General features: G+C 70.5%; 17 protein-coding genes. 9 read left to right on the top strand and 8 right to left on the bottom strand.

Features of this window, described 5'->3' with window-relative positions; translation table 11 throughout:
• The first annotated feature begins 208 nt into the window (after positions 1 to 208).
• Both OF380_RS11535 and OF380_RS11540 read left to right on the top strand, forming a co-directional pair.
• A complete protein-coding gene (locus OF380_RS11535) occupies positions 209 to 430 on the top strand; it encodes a hypothetical protein (protein ID WP_244010050.1) in 222 nt (73 codons plus the stop codon).
• A gap of 24 nt (positions 431 to 454) precedes the next feature.
• Positions 455 to 703: a BrnA antitoxin family protein gene (locus tag OF380_RS11540; RefSeq protein WP_264050896.1), complete on the top strand. Its 249-nt coding sequence runs from the start codon at positions 455 to 457 to the stop codon at positions 701 to 703.
• An 89-nt stretch (positions 704 to 792) separates the two neighbouring features.
• Here the strand turns inward: OF380_RS11540 and OF380_RS11545 are convergent, their stop codons facing one another.
• Positions 793 to 1,275, bottom strand: coding sequence for a YaiI/YqxD family protein (locus OF380_RS11545; RefSeq protein WP_264050897.1), 483 nt, complete (start codon positions 1,273 to 1,275; stop codon positions 793 to 795).
• The gene (locus tag OF380_RS11550) at positions 1,272 to 2,330 is read right to left on the bottom strand and encodes an adenylate/guanylate cyclase domain-containing protein (protein ID WP_264050898.1); all 1,059 of its coding nucleotides are present in this window, start codon (positions 2,328 to 2,330) and stop codon (positions 1,272 to 1,274) included. Before OF380_RS11550 ends, OF380_RS11545 begins: the two co-directional genes overlap by 4 nt.
• A 263-nt stretch (positions 2,331 to 2,593) precedes the next feature.
• On the opposite strand from OF380_RS11550, the gene OF380_RS11555 reads away from it, so the two are divergent.
• The 5 genes from OF380_RS11555 (at position 2,594) to OF380_RS11575 (ending at position 8,339) form a co-directional block, all read left to right on the top strand.
• Positions 2,594 to 3,433: an aldo/keto reductase gene (locus tag OF380_RS11555; RefSeq protein WP_264050899.1), complete on the top strand. Its 840-nt coding sequence runs from the start codon at positions 2,594 to 2,596 to the stop codon at positions 3,431 to 3,433.
• A 73-nt stretch (positions 3,434 to 3,506) separates the two neighbouring features.
• The gene (locus OF380_RS11560; protein ID WP_264050900.1) at positions 3,507 to 4,793 is read left to right on the top strand and encodes an OprO/OprP family phosphate-selective porin; all 1,287 of its coding nucleotides are present in this window, start codon (positions 3,507 to 3,509) and stop codon (positions 4,791 to 4,793) included.
• Between the two features lie 494 nt (positions 4,794 to 5,287).
• Positions 5,288 to 6,211: a putative bifunctional diguanylate cyclase/phosphodiesterase gene (locus OF380_RS11565; protein WP_264050901.1), complete on the top strand. Its 924-nt coding sequence runs from the start codon at positions 5,288 to 5,290 to the stop codon at positions 6,209 to 6,211.
• Positions 6,212 to 7,474 (top strand): GGDEF domain-containing protein, encoded by a 1,263-nt coding sequence (locus tag OF380_RS11570; protein WP_264050902.1) that lies wholly within the window; start codon positions 6,212 to 6,214, stop codon positions 7,472 to 7,474. It abuts the gene before it with no gap.
• Between the two features lie 193 nt (positions 7,475 to 7,667).
• Complete coding sequence (locus OF380_RS11575) at positions 7,668 to 8,339, top strand: OmpW/AlkL family protein (RefSeq protein WP_264050903.1); 672 nt, start codon at positions 7,668 to 7,670, stop codon at positions 8,337 to 8,339.
• Between the two features lie 24 nt (positions 8,340 to 8,363).
• Here OF380_RS11575 and OF380_RS11580 read toward each other — a convergent pair whose 3' ends face one another.
• From OF380_RS11580 to OF380_RS11590, 3 genes are all read right to left on the bottom strand, one after another.
• Entirely contained in the window at positions 8,364 to 10,550 is a 2,187-nt protein-coding gene (locus tag OF380_RS11580; protein WP_264050904.1) for a transglycosylase domain-containing protein, read from the bottom strand.
• A gap of 176 nt (positions 10,551 to 10,726) precedes the next feature.
• Positions 10,727 to 11,176: a GNAT family N-acetyltransferase gene (locus tag OF380_RS11585; RefSeq protein ID WP_264050905.1), complete on the bottom strand. Its 450-nt coding sequence runs from the start codon at positions 11,174 to 11,176 to the stop codon at positions 10,727 to 10,729.
• Positions 11,177 to 11,238: 62 nt separating this feature from the next.
• Entirely contained in the window at positions 11,239 to 11,562 is a 324-nt protein-coding gene (locus tag OF380_RS11590; RefSeq protein WP_264050906.1) for a hypothetical protein, read from the bottom strand.
• A 177-nt stretch (positions 11,563 to 11,739) separates the two neighbouring features.
• Here OF380_RS11590 and OF380_RS11595 point away from each other — a divergent pair, with 177 nt between their 5' ends.
• The gene (locus OF380_RS11595) at positions 11,740 to 11,949 is read left to right on the top strand and encodes a hypothetical protein (RefSeq protein WP_264050907.1); all 210 of its coding nucleotides are present in this window, start codon (positions 11,740 to 11,742) and stop codon (positions 11,947 to 11,949) included.
• Positions 11,950 to 12,068: 119 nt separating this feature from the next.
• Here the strand turns inward: OF380_RS11595 and OF380_RS11600 are convergent, their stop codons facing one another.
• The gene (locus OF380_RS11600; RefSeq protein WP_264050908.1) at positions 12,069 to 12,362 is read right to left on the bottom strand and encodes a hypothetical protein; all 294 of its coding nucleotides are present in this window, start codon (positions 12,360 to 12,362) and stop codon (positions 12,069 to 12,071) included.
• Positions 12,363 to 12,521: 159 nt separating this feature from the next.
• Between OF380_RS11600 and OF380_RS11605 the strand changes: the two genes are divergently transcribed.
• Positions 12,522 to 13,379, top strand: coding sequence for a type 1 glutamine amidotransferase (locus OF380_RS11605; RefSeq protein ID WP_264050909.1), 858 nt, complete (start codon positions 12,522 to 12,524; stop codon positions 13,377 to 13,379).
• A 28-nt stretch (positions 13,380 to 13,407) separates the two neighbouring features.
• On the opposite strand, the gene OF380_RS11610 is transcribed toward OF380_RS11605, so the two are convergent.
• The gene (locus tag OF380_RS11610) at positions 13,408 to 14,508 is read right to left on the bottom strand and encodes an acyltransferase family protein (RefSeq protein ID WP_264050910.1); all 1,101 of its coding nucleotides are present in this window, start codon (positions 14,506 to 14,508) and stop codon (positions 13,408 to 13,410) included.
• 136 nt (positions 14,509 to 14,644) lie between these two features.
• Positions 14,645 to 15,019 carry a restriction endonuclease gene (locus OF380_RS11615; RefSeq protein ID WP_264050911.1) on the bottom strand — a complete coding sequence of 125 codons (375 nt, stop codon included), beginning with the start codon at positions 15,017 to 15,019 and terminating at the stop codon, positions 14,645 to 14,647.
• Between the last annotated feature and the right edge of the window lie 8 nt (positions 15,020 to 15,027).

A 15,027-nucleotide genomic window follows, 5' to 3' on the forward strand; every position in this document is an offset into this window, starting at 1 on the left:
TCACGATCCCGCCCGGAGCCGATCCGCGTCAAGGGTGTGTGGACTGCCTCTCGTGTCGCCCGATCGCCGTGCCTCGGCAGATCCGGTGCGCGTCACGACCTCGACGGTCAACCGGGCCTCCGGAGCCCTGCCGCCCACGTGGGCGCGCCTTCGGCGATCCAGGACGCCGCGCCCCGCGCGCGTGGGAGGGTTCAAGGATAGGAATGCAATGAGCGACGAGACCGACGCCCGGACCCGATCCGAAGAGCGTGCCGAGCGGGCCGAGCGGATGGCCAAGGAAGGGGCCCAGGCCATGGCCGAGCACCTGGCCTCGGTGAAAGCCGTGGACGAGCGGACGGTGAAGTTGCGCGCCCTGCGCCTCGCCAAGGAAGCCGCCGATGCCGAGGCCAAGGCCGCCGCGCCGCCGGCCCCCAAGCGCAAGCGCTCCTGAGGCGGTCTGGCGAAGGAAACAGCCATGGCATTCGATCGCTCCCGTCGTCCCAGCGACCCGCGACAGGCGGCCGAGGCCGCCTTCAAGGCCGCGACCACCAAACCCGTCGCGGCCGCCAAGCCGCCGGCGCCCGCCGCACCCTCGGCGGTGCCGGGCGCGCGCGAGATGGTGAGCCTGCGCATCGACCGCGCCGTGCTGGAGCATTTCCAGAAGGACGGCCCGGGCTGGCAGGACCGCATCAACGCCGCGCTGAAAGCCGCTGCCGGTCTCTAGACCCGTCACCGATCGCACCGCCGGAAACGGCGCCACGGATTTCACTCGACGCTTACGCCTGCGTAGAATCCGCATCCGCGGCGTATGTGCTAGCCGAAGCCGGCGCGCTTCAGGCGAACCACGATCCGGTCGAGGGCGCCGAGGAAGGCGGAGCGGTCGCGGGCTGAGAACGGCTTCGGCCCGCCCGTGATAGCACCGGCTTCGCGCAGGTCCTGCATGAGGTTGCGGGTGGCCAGCGCCATGCCGATCCCGCTCTCGCTGAACGGCTTGCCGTTGGGGCCGAGGACCTCCGCCCCCGCCTTTACGCAGCGGCTGGCCAGCGGCACGTCGGCCGTGACGACGATTGCGCCGGGGCGCGCCCGCTCCGCGATCCAGTCGTCGGCGGCGTCGAAGCCGTCGCTCACCACCACGCGCTCGATCCAGGGTTCGCGCGGCAGCGCCATCACGCTGTTGGCGACGACGAACACGTGCAGTCCGTAGCGAGCGGCCACGCGGTAGGTCTCGTCCTTCACCGGGCAGGCATCGGCATCGATGTAGACGACGATGGGGTTCGGCGTGTCCGGCGTCGTCATTGCGCGGCGACCGCGAGGGGCACGCCAGCCGGTACCGCCGGCGCGCGCTCCAGGGTCGAGACGCTCAGCGGCTGGCCGCGCCCCCGCAGGGCATGCGCCCCCAGGGACCGGGCCTGGATGCCGTCGGGCAGGCGGTCGAGGCGGGCGAGGAGGTCGTCGGAGACCAGGATCTCGGTTCCGAGCGGACGGCAGAGGGACTCGATGCGCGCGGTGACGTTCACGGCATCGCCGAAATAAGCGATCTTGTGCCGGTCAATCCCGACTTCGGCCGTGACGATGGAGCCCCCGTGCAGGGCCGCGCGCAGGCGCGGCACCGTGCCGAAGCGGGCGGTCCAGGCCTCGGCTTCGGCCTCGAGCCGGTCCATCACGTCGAAGACACAGGCGACGCAACGCGCGCCCTTGAGGCCGCGCGCCATGGGCCAGGTCACCATCGCCATATCGCCGATATAGTCGTCGATGGAGCCCGCATTGCGCCGGACGGGTTCCGCCAGCGCCGCGAACACCGCGCCGAGATAGGCCTGGGCCTTGAGGTCGCCGTGGGTCTCGGCGAAGGCCGTCGAGCCGACGACGTCGAGGAACAGAAAGATGCGCTCCTCCCGCACGGGCTGGTGGTAGCGCCCGACGAGGAAGTTCACGAAGACCTCGCCGCCGATGAGGTCGCGCATGCGGATGACGAAGACGAGGATTGCCGAGACCGCGAGGCAATAGGCCAGCACGCGCGGCGTGATCCGCACGGCATGGACGAGGTCGTCGTCCGTCAGGCCCATCGCCCAGACCAGCAGGCCGCCGAGCGCGACGCCCGCCGCGATCATCAGCACATAGGCGAGTTCGGCGGCCGGGACGTAGAGCTTGGCCGGCATCCGGCGCATCCGAGTCTGGAGCCCGCCGAGGATCATGCCCCGGTCGAAGGCCAGGGTCGTGGCGCCCACCGCGAGACCGTAGGTCAGGCCGGCGAGCGGCGTGGCGCCGCCGGCGAACAGCACGTTGTAGAGGAGGCCGGCTCCACCGCAGGCGACGAGAATGAGGAGCCAGAACCAGCGGTGCTGCGGCAGCATCAGCGTGCGTCCCCGCGACGGCGACCGGCGCGCGGTCCCGTCTGCGAACCGGATCGGGGGGGAGCAGCCTTGCGCAACGGAACGTTTCCCCTCCGGGATCGGTCGCGGCATCGCGCATCATCCTGCGCGCCCGAGCCCCGGCCCCGCGCCCTGATCACCGCCGCATGATGGCGCGAGTAAGGCCAAGGTGACGCAGCCGTCGGAATCGGGGACGGGTGTTGCCGCTGCGCGTTGTCGACGGGAGTCACGGGAGACATCACGGCATGCGCGTCAGGACATTCGGCGGGACGGGACGCGAGGTCCCGGTGATCGGACAGGGCACCTGGCACCTCGATGCGGCCGACCGGGCCACCGCCGTGGCGACGCTGCGGGCCGGGCTGGAGGCCGGGATGACGCATATCGATACCGCCGAGATGTACGGCGAGGCCGAGCCCCTGGTGGCCGAGGCCATCGCCGGACGGCGCGCCGACGTGTTCCTCGTCTCGAAGGTGGTGCCGGACAATGCCAGCCGGGCCGGGGTGATCGCGGCCTGCGAGCGCTCCCTGAGACGCCTCGGCACGGATCACCTCGACGTGTACCTGCTGCACTGGCCGGGCCGCCATCCCCTGGAGGAGACCATCGCGGGGTTCTCGGCGCTCAAGGCGGCGGGCAAGATCCGCGCCTGGGGCGTGAGCAACTTCGACGTCCCGGACCTCGACCGGGCACTCGCGATCGCCGGCCCGCGGCAGATCGCCTCCAACCAGGTGCTCTACCACCTGCAGGAGCGCGCCATCGAGCACGCGGTCCTGCCCTGGTGCCGGCGCAACGGGGTCGCCCTCGTCGGCTACTCGCCCTTCGGCAGCGGGGATTTCCCGGACGCCGGCAGCGCGGGCGGCCGGGTGCTGGCGCGCCTCGCCGAGGCGCATGCCTCCACCCCGCGCGCCGTCGCGGCGGCGTTCCTGACCCGAGGGGAGGATACCTTCACGATCCCGAAGACGGCGCGTCCGGAACGCGCGCAGGCGAATGCGGCAGCGGGCGCACTCACCCTCACGGATGCGGATGTGTCCGCCCTCGACGCGGCGTTTCCGCGTGGGCCGAAGCCGCGCAGGCTGCCGATGTTGTAGCGCCGGACCCGAAATTCGGCCACAGCCTCGGGGAGGGGAGGCCCGGGAGCGGGCGGGCCGGGAGGGATGCGGCGTGTCGGACACACGGCTCGGAACACTGTGCGTCACCCTGTCGGGCATCGCCCTGTCCGGCCTTCTCGGCACGTCCGGAGCGGCGACGGCGGAGGCCCCGTCGCCGAAGCGCGGGTCCGGTCAGCCGAACGGCGAGACCCTGACCATCGATGACAAGGGCATCACCCTGACGTTCCCCGAGGATGTCGCGAAGCTGCGCATCGGCGGCAAGCTGCAACTCGACTTCGGCGCCGCCGGGATCCGCCAGCCCGGCTTTCCCGAGCCGTTCCCCGAGAACGTCGCGGTGCGTAGGGCCTGGATCGAGAGCTACCTCACCCTGGCGAAGACCTTCGCCTTCGCGTTCCAGTACGACTTCGCCGACCCCGAGCGGCCGATCAACGATGCGGCCGCCGCCTACAAGGGCTTCGCGGATACGCTGCTGACGGTCGGCAATATGAAGGAGCCCTTCAGCCTCGACCAGCTCATCAGCGACAACGCCACCCTCTTCACGGAGCGCTCGCTGGTGGATGCCTTCGCGCCCGCCCGCAACGTCGGCTTCGCGCTGGGCCGGCACGGAGAGGACTGGACCCTGGTCGCCAGCGTGTTCGGTGGCAACGCGAACACGGGCGTTTCCCGCGAGGGCATCGCCGCCACCGCGCGGGCGACCTACGCGCCGATCCGCACGGAGGACCGTGTGCTGCATGTCGGGCTCGCGGGCAGTGTTCGCGACCTGCCCCGCGACGGCCAGGGCCTGTCGTTGTCGAGCCGCTCTGAGGCATTCCTGTTCCAGCGCAACTTCGTCGATACCGGCGACATCCGCGACGCGTCGAGCGTCGGCCGGATCGGCGTGGAGGCGGCCTGGCGCGAGGGGCCGTTCCTGGTGCAGGCCGAGTATATCCGCACCACCGTGGAGCGCTTCGGTGGCGCCAGCCCCGCTCAGTTCCAGGGCGGCTACGTGCAGGCGAGCGTGGTCCTCAACGGGGCGGGCCGCGCCTATGCGCTCGCCCCGGAATACGGCACGACCTATGCGACCTTCTCCGGGGTCCGCGTTCCTGAGGCGGCGCGAGTCTCGCGCGGCGGCCTCGGCGTGTTCGAACTCGGCACCCGCTTCAGCGCCATCGACCTCGACGATGCCGGCGTCCGGGGCGGCATCGAGCGCGACGTGACGGTGGGGCTGAACTGGTACCCCGACCGCAACATCCGGATCATGGCGGACTACGTCCGCTCGCGCGCCAGTCCCTCCGCCCTCCAGGGTGGCCGGACCATCGAGGCCGACACCTTCATCGGGCGGTTTCAGCTGTACTGGTGATCCGGGCTCCGCTTGATCGAAGCGGACACCGTCTCGGATCTGCCCACGCGGCGCCCGAGGGGAGCCCGAGGGGAGCCCGAGGGGAGCCCGAGGGGAGTCCACTGCGGAACAGCGGGCGGGGTTCCGTCGCGCCGGGCGGCACCGGGGAGACCCAGCCAAGCGACACTCATATGTCGTTCACCAGCCGGGCATATCCTTTGTTATAGATTGAGCGATAATCTGTCTCGACGTGAGTTTGTCTGCACGCCGATGGCGATGTTCCAATGCAATTCAATCGTTTCATCGGCTTATACAAAAGCTTGCGTCCGGCTCCGTCGGACTCGAGCACTGCCGCCTCGCAGGACTTCCGCCGGCAGTTCCTCCATCTGCGCTCCGACATCGAACCCGGCGATGGCGATCAACCTGCCGACGGGCCGGCCTGTCCTCCGGGGCCGGATCAGGTTACAGCCGGAGCGGGCTCGACATCTTGGACTGTTCAACCGCGCGTCAGGGACTTGCGGCTTGCCCTGGCCGCGGGCGAGTTCGCGCTCGTCTATCAGCCCTACGTCTGCGCGCGGACCGGTGCGGTCACGGGCTGCGAGGCGCTGCTGCGCTGGCATCACCCGGTCCTGGGACGGGTCTCGCCCGCCACCTTCATACCCCTGGCTGAAAAGACCAACGCGATCATTCCGATCGGGGCCTGGGTCCTGAGGACGGCCTGCCGCGAAGCGGCGGCTTGGCCGGAGGCCTGCCGGGTCTCGGTGAACGTGTCGTCGGTTCAACTGCACGCGCCGGGCTTCGCGACCGAGGTCGCCGCCGCCCTCCAGGCCGGGGGTATCCCGGCCTCCCGCCTCGAACTGGAACTGACCGAGGGGGTCCTCATCCGCGATGCCGAGGCCGCGCAGGCCTGCATCGCGGAGATCCGGGCGCTCGGCGTCAGCGTCGCCCTCGACGATTTCGGGACGGGCTTCTCGTCGCTGAGCTACCTGCAGCACTTCACCTTCGACCGGGTCAAGATCGACCACTCGTTCACCAAGGGTCTGCTGGAGATACGCCAGAGCGAAGTCCTCGTTCGCGCGATGCGGGACATCGCGCGTCAACTCGGGATGTCGGTCACGGCCGAGGGCGTCGAGACCGAGGCCGAAGCCGGCCTGCTGCGCGAGATCGGAGCCGATGAACTTCAGGGCTTCCTGTTCAGCCGCCCCCTCGACGCCACTGCCGCCCGGATCGTCCTGAGCGAGAACACCCGGGCATCGGATGGGCATCGCCCCGCGCCCGTCCAAGACTTCCGCTCCGGTGAGGACTCTCGCTCCGGTGAGGACTCTTGCTCCGGTGAAGACCCGCACTCCGGTGAAGACCCGCGCTTCAGCGAAGACTCGGCCCCTGGTGCCGGCGCCGTGCCGCAACGTGGGACTACGACCGGGCGTGGGAGGCGCTGAATGACCACGCTGGATTACGATACTCTGCAGGTCGCGAGCATCTGCAGCCGCCTTGCCTTCGTCGGTGTGTTCCTGGTGACCCTGCTGCGGCATCCGGGCGAGACCTGCTTCGCGGTCTGGGCGGCTGCGCTCGGCTGCTCGCTGGTCGCTTCCTTGATGATGCAGGGAGACCTCGCCTCCGTCTCGCTGAGCGCCCACCGGGGGGCCTTCGTCTACACCCTGTACGGCGCGAGCCTGGCCCTGTCCTGGGCCGGGCTTCGCCTGTTCTATGAACGACCCGTCATCGGAGGTCGGATCCTTGCCCTGGCTGTCGCGCCCGGGCTGTTCTACGGGCTGCTGGTGACGTTCGGAATGCCGATGACGGGGAGCATGAGCGCCGTCTTCGTCTGCATCGCCCTGAGCACGGGCCTGTGCATCCTGGAGATCCTGAGGACGCCCGCCTCGGCGCGGCTCTGGACACAGTACATCGTCCTGCTGGGTTTCAGCGGATACTTCCTGGTCTTCCTGCTCGCGATCGCCGCCATGCAACTCGGGGAGATACGCCCCAACCCGACGGAGAGCGGCATCCACGCGCTGCTGTTCGATCAGTCCTGTGGCGTCTTCCTGCAGGTCGGGTACCTGGCCATGATGAGCGAGCGCGCGCAGCTGAAGCTCCAGCGCCTCGCCGAGACCGATCCGCTCACCGGACTGGCGAACCGGCGCGGATTGTTCTCGACGATGGCCCGGATGTCCGGCCCCGATCGCGCGTTTCCCCGTTGCGCGGTCCTTCTGACCGACATCGACCATTTCAAGTCCGTCAACGACACCCATGGACACGAAGCCGGTGATCGCGTCCTCGTCGAGTTCGCCCAGCGGTTGCGCGCTGTGATGCGCAGGAACGACGTCGTCGCCCGCTGGGGTGGCGAGGAATTCCTGATCGTCCTCGACGCTGCGGACGCCCCCGATGCCGTCGGCGTGGCCGAGCGCCTGCTCGGTGCGGTGTCCGGCCAGCCCTTCACGATCGACGGCTTGGCGCTGAAGATCACGGCGAGCGTCGGGGTTTCGGCTCCGGCGGCCGGGGAGTTGCGGATCGACGACGCTCTGGCCCGGGCCGATTCCGCCCTCTACGCGGCCAAGACCGGCGGCCGGAATCGCGTCTGCCTCACAGGCCCTCCGGTCGCACCCGTCTCGGACGAGACCGGATCGCCGAACACCGCCACCCGGCTCGGCGCGGCCGTGCAGGCCATCCAGGCCGGTATCCAGCCGCAACCGGACCCGGCCTGAACGGCCCGCCCACCGCACGTCCGATGTGCACGACGAATTTACCGATCCTCACCCCCGATCCTCGCCCCCCAGACGCCTGCCCTGCAGGCCTGCCCTCGAACACGAAAAGCACGGGACCATGTCCGGCCGTTTCCCACGCTCCACCGACTCGTGCCCTTCGCATGCGCCTCGCCCGAAACCGTCCGGACGCCGGATGGTGTTTCGCCGTACGCAGACCGTGCTGGCGGCCTCCCTCGGTGCGTTCGTGCTCTCCGCACCCGGCCGGGCGGCCGACGCCGCGCCGGAGGCGCGAGACACCGGCGGGCTCGTCGCCGGCAGCATCCTCGTGCGTGGCCGGGCCACGGGCCTGATTCCCGTCAACCAGCATTCGCAGGTCGATTTCGTGGGCGGGCGCGTGGTGACGCCGATCCGCATCCTGCCCGACTTCGACGCGACGTACTTCCTCAGCGACCATTTCGCGGTGTCGGGTCAGGCCGGCATCGTGGCGACCCGGAGTGCGTTGCACGGATCGCTCGTCGGCAACCTGCCGATCGGCCGTACCTGGAGCTTCGCCGCCACCGGGGCGATCCAGTTCCACCTCTTTCCCGACGCGGCCTTCAACCCTTATGTCGGTGCGGGCGCCGCCTATACGCATCCGCTCGCCTACGAGCCGGCCAAGCCGTTCATTACCGCGATGAAGGCCGACCCGCAGGTGGGACCGGTGATCCAGGCGGGTTTCGATTATCACCTCGGCGGACGGTGGTACGCCAACGTCGAGGTCAAGCAGATCTTCCTGCCGACCCAGGTCTCCCACATCGGCCCCGTCGGCGCGCGGGTAAAGCTCGACATGCTGATCGTCGGCGCCGGCCTCGGCTACCGTTTCTGAGCGCCGGCTCGTGGGGCGGAGGGTCTACTCCCCCACCCCGAACAGCTTCTCGAGGAAGTTCCGGTCGTCCTGGCTCGGGCCACGGCTCGCATCCGCGTGGCGCGCCGCGGTGCGGGGCGGCGGGGCTGCGGCCTGGGGCTCGCCCAGGAGCGCGCCGATGAGGCCGCCCGGCGCGCTGCCGGTGGCGGCCGGCTCGGCCGGTGCACGGTTGCGCCAGCGATTGGCGCCGGGCAGCATCGCGGGCGATTGACCCTTCAGGGCCACCGTCATGTAGGCCTTCCAGATCTCACCCGGCAGGTTGCCGCCGGACACCTTCTTGGTGGATTCGCCGTCGTCGTTGCCGAGCCAGACGCCCGTCACCAGGGTCGACGAGTAGCCCACGAACCAGGCATCGCGGAAATCCTGGCTGGTGCCGGTCTTGCCGGCGAGATCCCAGCCCGGAACCTCCGCCTTCTTCGCCGTCCCGGTCACGAAGGTCTCGTGCATCATCGCGTTCATCATCGAGACCGCATTGGCGTCGATGACGCGGCCGAGCCCCGCATCCTTGCGCTTGTAGAGGAGCTTGCCGTCCGCGCCCTTCACGCTGGCGATGACGTAGGGGATCACCCCCGTGCCACCATTGGCGAAGGCCGCGTAGGCGCCCACCAGTTCCAGCGGCGTCACCTCCGAGGTGCCGAGCGCGATCGAGCCGTTGGCCTGGAGCGGAGAGGCGATGCCGAGGCGCTGGGCCGTCTGCACCACGGTCTTCGGGCCGACCTCCTGGCCGAGGCGCACCGCCACGGTGTTGAGCGACAGGGCCAGCGCGTCCCGGAGCGTCACGGGGCCGCGATAGTCGCGCGAGTAGTTCTCGGGGTTCCAGCCCTTGATGCTGATCGGCGCGTCGTCGCGCACCGAGTCGGGGGTCAGGCCGTGCTCGACCGCCGCGAGGTAGACGAAGGGCTTGAAGGAGGAACCGGGCTGGCGCTTGGCCGTGGTGGCGCGGTTGAATTGGCTCTGCGCGTAATCGCGCCCGCCCACCAGGGCGCGGATCGCGCCATCGGGCCTCAGGGAGACGAGGGCGCCCTGGGCGACGTTGTAGCGGGCGCCCTTCTGGTTCAGCTCGTCGACCAAGGCCTTCTCGCCGGCCGCCTGCAGGCCGGTATCGACGGTGGTTGCGATGACGATGTCGCTCTCGAATTTCGGCAGGAAGTCGTCGAGCACGTCCATGACGAGGTCGGCGACGTAGTTGGCCGATCCGCCGCCGCGCGCGCCCGCGGGGCGGGCCGGGTTCGCCAGGGCCAGCTTGGCGTCCGCGGGCTTCGCGAAACCGAGCTCCTGCATCGCGGCGAGGACCTGGGCGGCGCGGGCCTGGGCGGCGGGCAGGTTGCGGTTCGGGGCCAGGCGCGAGGGCGCCTGCACGAGGCCGCCGAGCATCGCGGCCTCCGCCAGGGTGACGGCCTTGGCGGGCTTGCCGAAGTAGCGCTGGGCGGCTGCCTCGACGCCGTAGGCGCCGGCGCCGAAATAGACCCGGTTGAGGTAGAGTTCGAGGATCTCGTCCTTGGTATACGTGTGCTCCAGCCACAGGGCGAGGATCGCCTCCTGGATCTTCCGCGAGGCCGAGCGCTCGGGCGTCAGGAACAGGTTCTTGGCGAGCTGCTGGGTGAGCGTCGAACCACCCTGCGAGACGCCGCGCCGCGTCACGTTCTGGGCGACCGCGCGGGCGATGCCCACGGGGTCGACGCCGAGATGGCTGTAGAAGCGCCGGTCCTCGATCGCCACGAAGGCGCGGGGCAGGTAGGGCGGCAATTCGCGGATGCTGACGACCCGGCCGCCGGTCTCGCCGCGATTGGCCAGCAGCGAGCCGTCGCTCGCCAGGATCGCGATGTTGGGCGGACGCTTCGGGACCGCGAGCTGGTCGATCGGCGGCAGTTGCGAGGCGTGATAGGCCACGAGCCCGGCGATGCCGATCACCGCCCAGAGGCCGAGGACGAGGCCGAAATAGACGAGCCGCCCGAGGATGGAGCGGCGCGCCCGGCGCGGCGCCTTGCGGAGCGCCTGCACCGGAGCCTTACGCGCCCCCTTCGAGCCTGATCCCCCGCCTCTCGCCACGCCGCCTCCCGCGCGATCGGCCCGCGACAGGCGCAGATCGAGGTCGGCCGGATCCCCGGCGCGCCCCTCGGGCACGTCGAAGTTCGGCTCACCCCGGCCTACGCGTCCGCGTCCCTTCGCCATCAGTCCCGTCTGTCCCAAGGTTCGTTCGCGATTCGAGCGACCCTGCAAGCGCACGGTAAATGCGGCGGGTTTAAGGGGTGTTAACCGATGGTTTTTTCAAAGGCTTGAGAAACAAGGGAAAAATCTGCCGCGGTGGAATTCCGTCCTCCCAGCGTTCGAGTCGGAAGCCCTTCGGATCAGCTCTTCTTGCGTAAGGGGCGGACCATCACGGTGCCGCCGCCGAGGAATCCGGTGGCGTCGGCGAAGGCGTGCAGCGTGGGCTGCTCGGGGTCGATCAGCAACTGAAGCGCGCCGCAACCGGCCGAGCGCGCCGCCTGCGCCCCGGCCTTGAGGAGGAGCCGGCCGATGCCGCGTCGGCGCTCCTCTGGGCCCACCAGAAGGGTGGTGACCTGCGCGACCGGCAGGTCCGCCTCAAGGGTGCGATACCAGTGCAGGAGGATGAGCCCGCTGGGCGGTCCCCATTCCGCGGCGACGAGGGCCGCGCCCGAACCCTGCCGCAGGGCGTCGAGCCGCTCGGCCAAGACCTCGGGGGCCGTGGGATACCCGGCCGCGCGCAGCAGCACGGACAGCCCCGCCGCGTCGGTGCCCGTCGCGGCGCGGATCTCAAGCCCGTAACGGCTCGCCAATCTGATCTCCGATCGGCTCGTCCCGGCGGGTCACGCCGGGAGAGCGAGGGGCGGAAGCCGGTTCAGTCCCGCCGCATCAGGCCGAACAGGGCGAAGCCCGCCAGCGCCGCGAGGCCGAGCGCCAGCCCGCGATTGCCGCGGAAGTGGTCCGCCGCCGCTTCTCCTGCCTCGCGCAGGTCCTGGGCCAGGGGCGAACCGGTGAGGATGCGCTCGGCGCGGGCGTGATTCTCGGGCCGCGTGGCGATCGACACCGCGAAGGAGCCGTCATCCACCCGGTCGATCTCGACGCTGTTGCGCGCGAAGCCCGCGCGGGACAGGCGCTCGCGTGCGGATCGCGCGGCCTTGAGGGAGGGAACGGTCACGGAAGCCAACACGCTGTCGGACATTGAGTTTTCTCCTTGGTTTGGCAAACCAAACCACGGCCGTACGAAGGTGGTTCCGCGAAAGTGGGCCGCTGCCCCCGGGGGATGCGCCCTTAAGCTCCCGGCAACCGACGTGGTCCTAAGCCCGGGGTGTCTCGCGTCGGGCCGATCCCGCGCCGTCGCATCAGGAGCTTGCCAGGCTTGCGCGATCCGTTCGTTCCCGCCGCCCTCGCCGACCGCCTCCGGCAGAAGGGTCGCGAGGCCCGGTCCCGCGCGGCGCTCGTCTACGAACCGGCGAAACCGGTCTTCGCCGAACTACTGGACACGCGCGGCCACGGCACCGGGCAATTCGTGCGCCTGTCCCAGGGGATGGTCGAGGCAATCACGCGGGGGACGAAGGCGGAGGGCTGACGGGCAGGTGCGCCGTCCGTTCGGGACTTCGCGCGAACGCTGTCGGGAAGGCGGACCTACCCAACCTTGATGGGACGTGCCTTCACGCCCCGTCGGCATTCACGTCGGAATGCGGCGCGCTACCGGTCACAGCCGATGCAGATGTCGCGGACCACCCTGTCGCGGGCCGGGCCGGTGCGCTGGTTCGGCAGCGTTCCGGCGAAGGCGTGTTCCGCCGCGCGTCCCTGGGGTGCGACGGGCTTCGGCGCGGCCGGCGCGAGCGTCCGGGATGGGTCGGGCATCGGCGGGGTCAACGCCATGTACTGCGCCGGGGCCGTGCTCGGGGCAAACGCGAGCCCGGCCATCAGGCAGGGGATCACGCGTTTCGGCAGCGCCGCAGCCGCAAGAGCAGCCGCAAGACATCGCAGGGCCATCCGAGCCTCCGGTCACGTGCCCAGGGTGTGCGACGCAGATTCCTGCGGCGATGCAGATTCCTGCGGCGATCCGGCCACCCCTCCACCGGGAACGAGGGGGCGGCCGGATCGTTCCTCGTCCCATTTTCCGGCCTCGCGGCCGAAGGGGATCGGACATCCATGCTCACACTCCTCGTCGCGGACGGGAACGACCGGGAGGGACGCGCGAGCCACTTCGCGGGCACCGGCGTCACCTCGGCGGAGGCCTATGCGGCCATCCTGCGCGACCTCGCGCCGGGGATGGCCTGCACGCTGATCAATCCGGCCGATGCCGATGCGACGCTGCCTCCCGGCGCGGCGCTCGCCGATTACGACGGCCTCGTGGTCACCGGCTCCACCCTGCATGTCGGTGACGACACCGACGCCGTCCGGCGTCAGATCGCCCTGGTGCGCCGGGCGCTCGCGTGCGGCCTGCCGGTCTTCGGCTCGTGCTGGGGTGTCCAGGTGGCGGCGGTGGTGGCGGGCGGCGACGCGGGCCCGAATCCGAAGGGACCGGAATACGGGTTCTCGCGGGATCTGACCCTCACCGAGGCCGGACGCGCCCACCCGCTCCTGGCCGGGCGACCGGCGCGCTTCGATGCGCCGGCCATGCATTTGGACGCGGTCGTCACGCCGCCCGCCGACGCCACGGTGCTGGCGGGGAACCGGCTCCTCCCGGTTCAGGCGATCGAGATCGTGTACGGGCCGGGGGTGTTCTGGGGGACGCAGTACCATCCGGAACTGGACCTCGACGCGCTCGCCGCCATGCTGCGGCTGAGCGCCGACGACGTGGTCGCGGCGGGAGTCCTGCCCGATCCCGCGGCGGTGGAGGCCTTCGCGGCCGATCTCTGCCGGGTCCATGCCGATCCAGAGGGTGAGACCGGGCGCGTCGCCCTGCACCGGCTCGGGCCCGACCTCCTCGAACCCGCCCGCCGGCGCACCGAGATCGCCAACTTCCTGGAGCGTCTCGTCCGCCCCCGCGTCGTCGCGGCGGCCTGACCGCTCGGGTGAGCGCCGCGCGACGTCCTCAGGCCGTCCGCAGGGCGGCGTCGGCCGGGCGCGGGCGTTCGCCCACCAGCTGGAACGCCCTGGGGCGCTTGAACAGGAAGGACGCCCGGGTGTGGCGGATCGCCCGCTCGAAGGCGAGGGGCACCAGGATCGCCACCACGGTGACGGTCACGCTCGCCCAGCCGATATCCGTGACGGCGCCGGATTTGACGATGAGCGTCCGGGTCAACGCCATCGGCAGGAAGAAGGCGAGGTAGATCACGATCGAGCGCTGGCCGCAGGCCCGCAACGCCGCCGTGACCGGTCCGCCGGCCCGGCTCATCAGGGCGCCGATGGCCACGATCGCCAGGGCGCCCGCCCCGCTGAGAGCGAAGCCGAGACCGGGCAACTGCGCCAGGGTCGGGATCGCGGGGTTGCCGGTGGGGAGGAAGACCAGGGCGGCGTTGACCAGCGCCCAGAGGGCGAGGCCCGCCAGGGCGGCGCGGGCATGGCCCTGCACCGCGTCGGCGAAGGAGAAGATGCGCTCGGCGAACAGGTAGCCGACGAGGAACCAGACGTAGCGGTCGCAGAACTCGTCCACGAGGTCGAGGCCGGTCTCGATCGGCAGGATCTCCAGCAGGGTCGCCGCCGCGAGGATCAGCGGGGCCGGCACTCGGCGCAACAGCTTGGTCAGCACCGAGAACACCGCCAACAGGTAGATGAACCACAGCGTCGAGTAGGGTTCCACCAGGGCCAGCGCGAGATGGGCGAGGAACGCACCGGGGCCGCCGCCGTCGACGATCTGTCCGTACCTCGCCGCCGACTGGATCAGCACCCAGAGCCCGTAGAAATAGGCGAAATGCACGAGGCGGCGGTCGAGGAAGAGGCGCCAGTCCCGGTCGATGACCCGGCCGAGGAACAGGCCCGACAGGAGGAAGAAATCGGGGATCCGGAACGGGCGCGCGAAGGCGACGAGGGTGTGGAGGAAGCCCTCGCCCTCCATGGCGATGCCGGTGCCGATGGTCGAGTGCATCATCACCACGAGGATGATGCAGAGCCCTTTGGCGACGTCCACCCAGGCGAGGCGGCCCGCTTCCACCGGTCCCGCTGCCAAACCCACCATCTTCCCGCCCCCCACCATCTTCCCGCTCTCCCTCCTCGATCGTGCGCGACACTCCGGCCAAGAGTCTTAAGGGAGCGGGTACGCGGGGCGCCCGCCCGCCGATCATGCCGAACGGCGGGTAAAGCGGGTTCGGCGAATACGGCGCATCCCCCCGTCAGTACGGGTCGCGCTTGGCGCCGCGCCGGTCTCGGGTCATCCGCGTCGCCGCATGGAAGTCGTCGGGCTTGGTCCGGACCCAGGCCAGGAACTGGGCCATCTCGGGGTCCGTCCGCAGGGCATCGACATCGGCCAGCCGGCGGGCGATCTCGGCCTCGCTGAAGCGGGCATGGATCGCCGAGTGGCAGATCTGGTGCAGCCGCACCGTGCCGGCTCGCGCCCCGCCCTTCAGCTTCGGGGTGAGGTGGTGCAGGCTCGACTTGGCGCGTGGCGGGATCGGGCGTTCGCAGAGCGGGCAGATGACCGGGGCCTTCGCCGCCGGCCCCTGCGTCGTCGGATCGTCCGCGCGCCACATCCGGTCCCGTCGTCCCATCGGGGTTT

This window comes from Methylobacterium sp. FF17 (genome assembly GCF_025813715.1).
GTDB lineage: Bacteria > Pseudomonadota > Alphaproteobacteria > Rhizobiales > Beijerinckiaceae > Methylobacterium > Methylobacterium flocculans.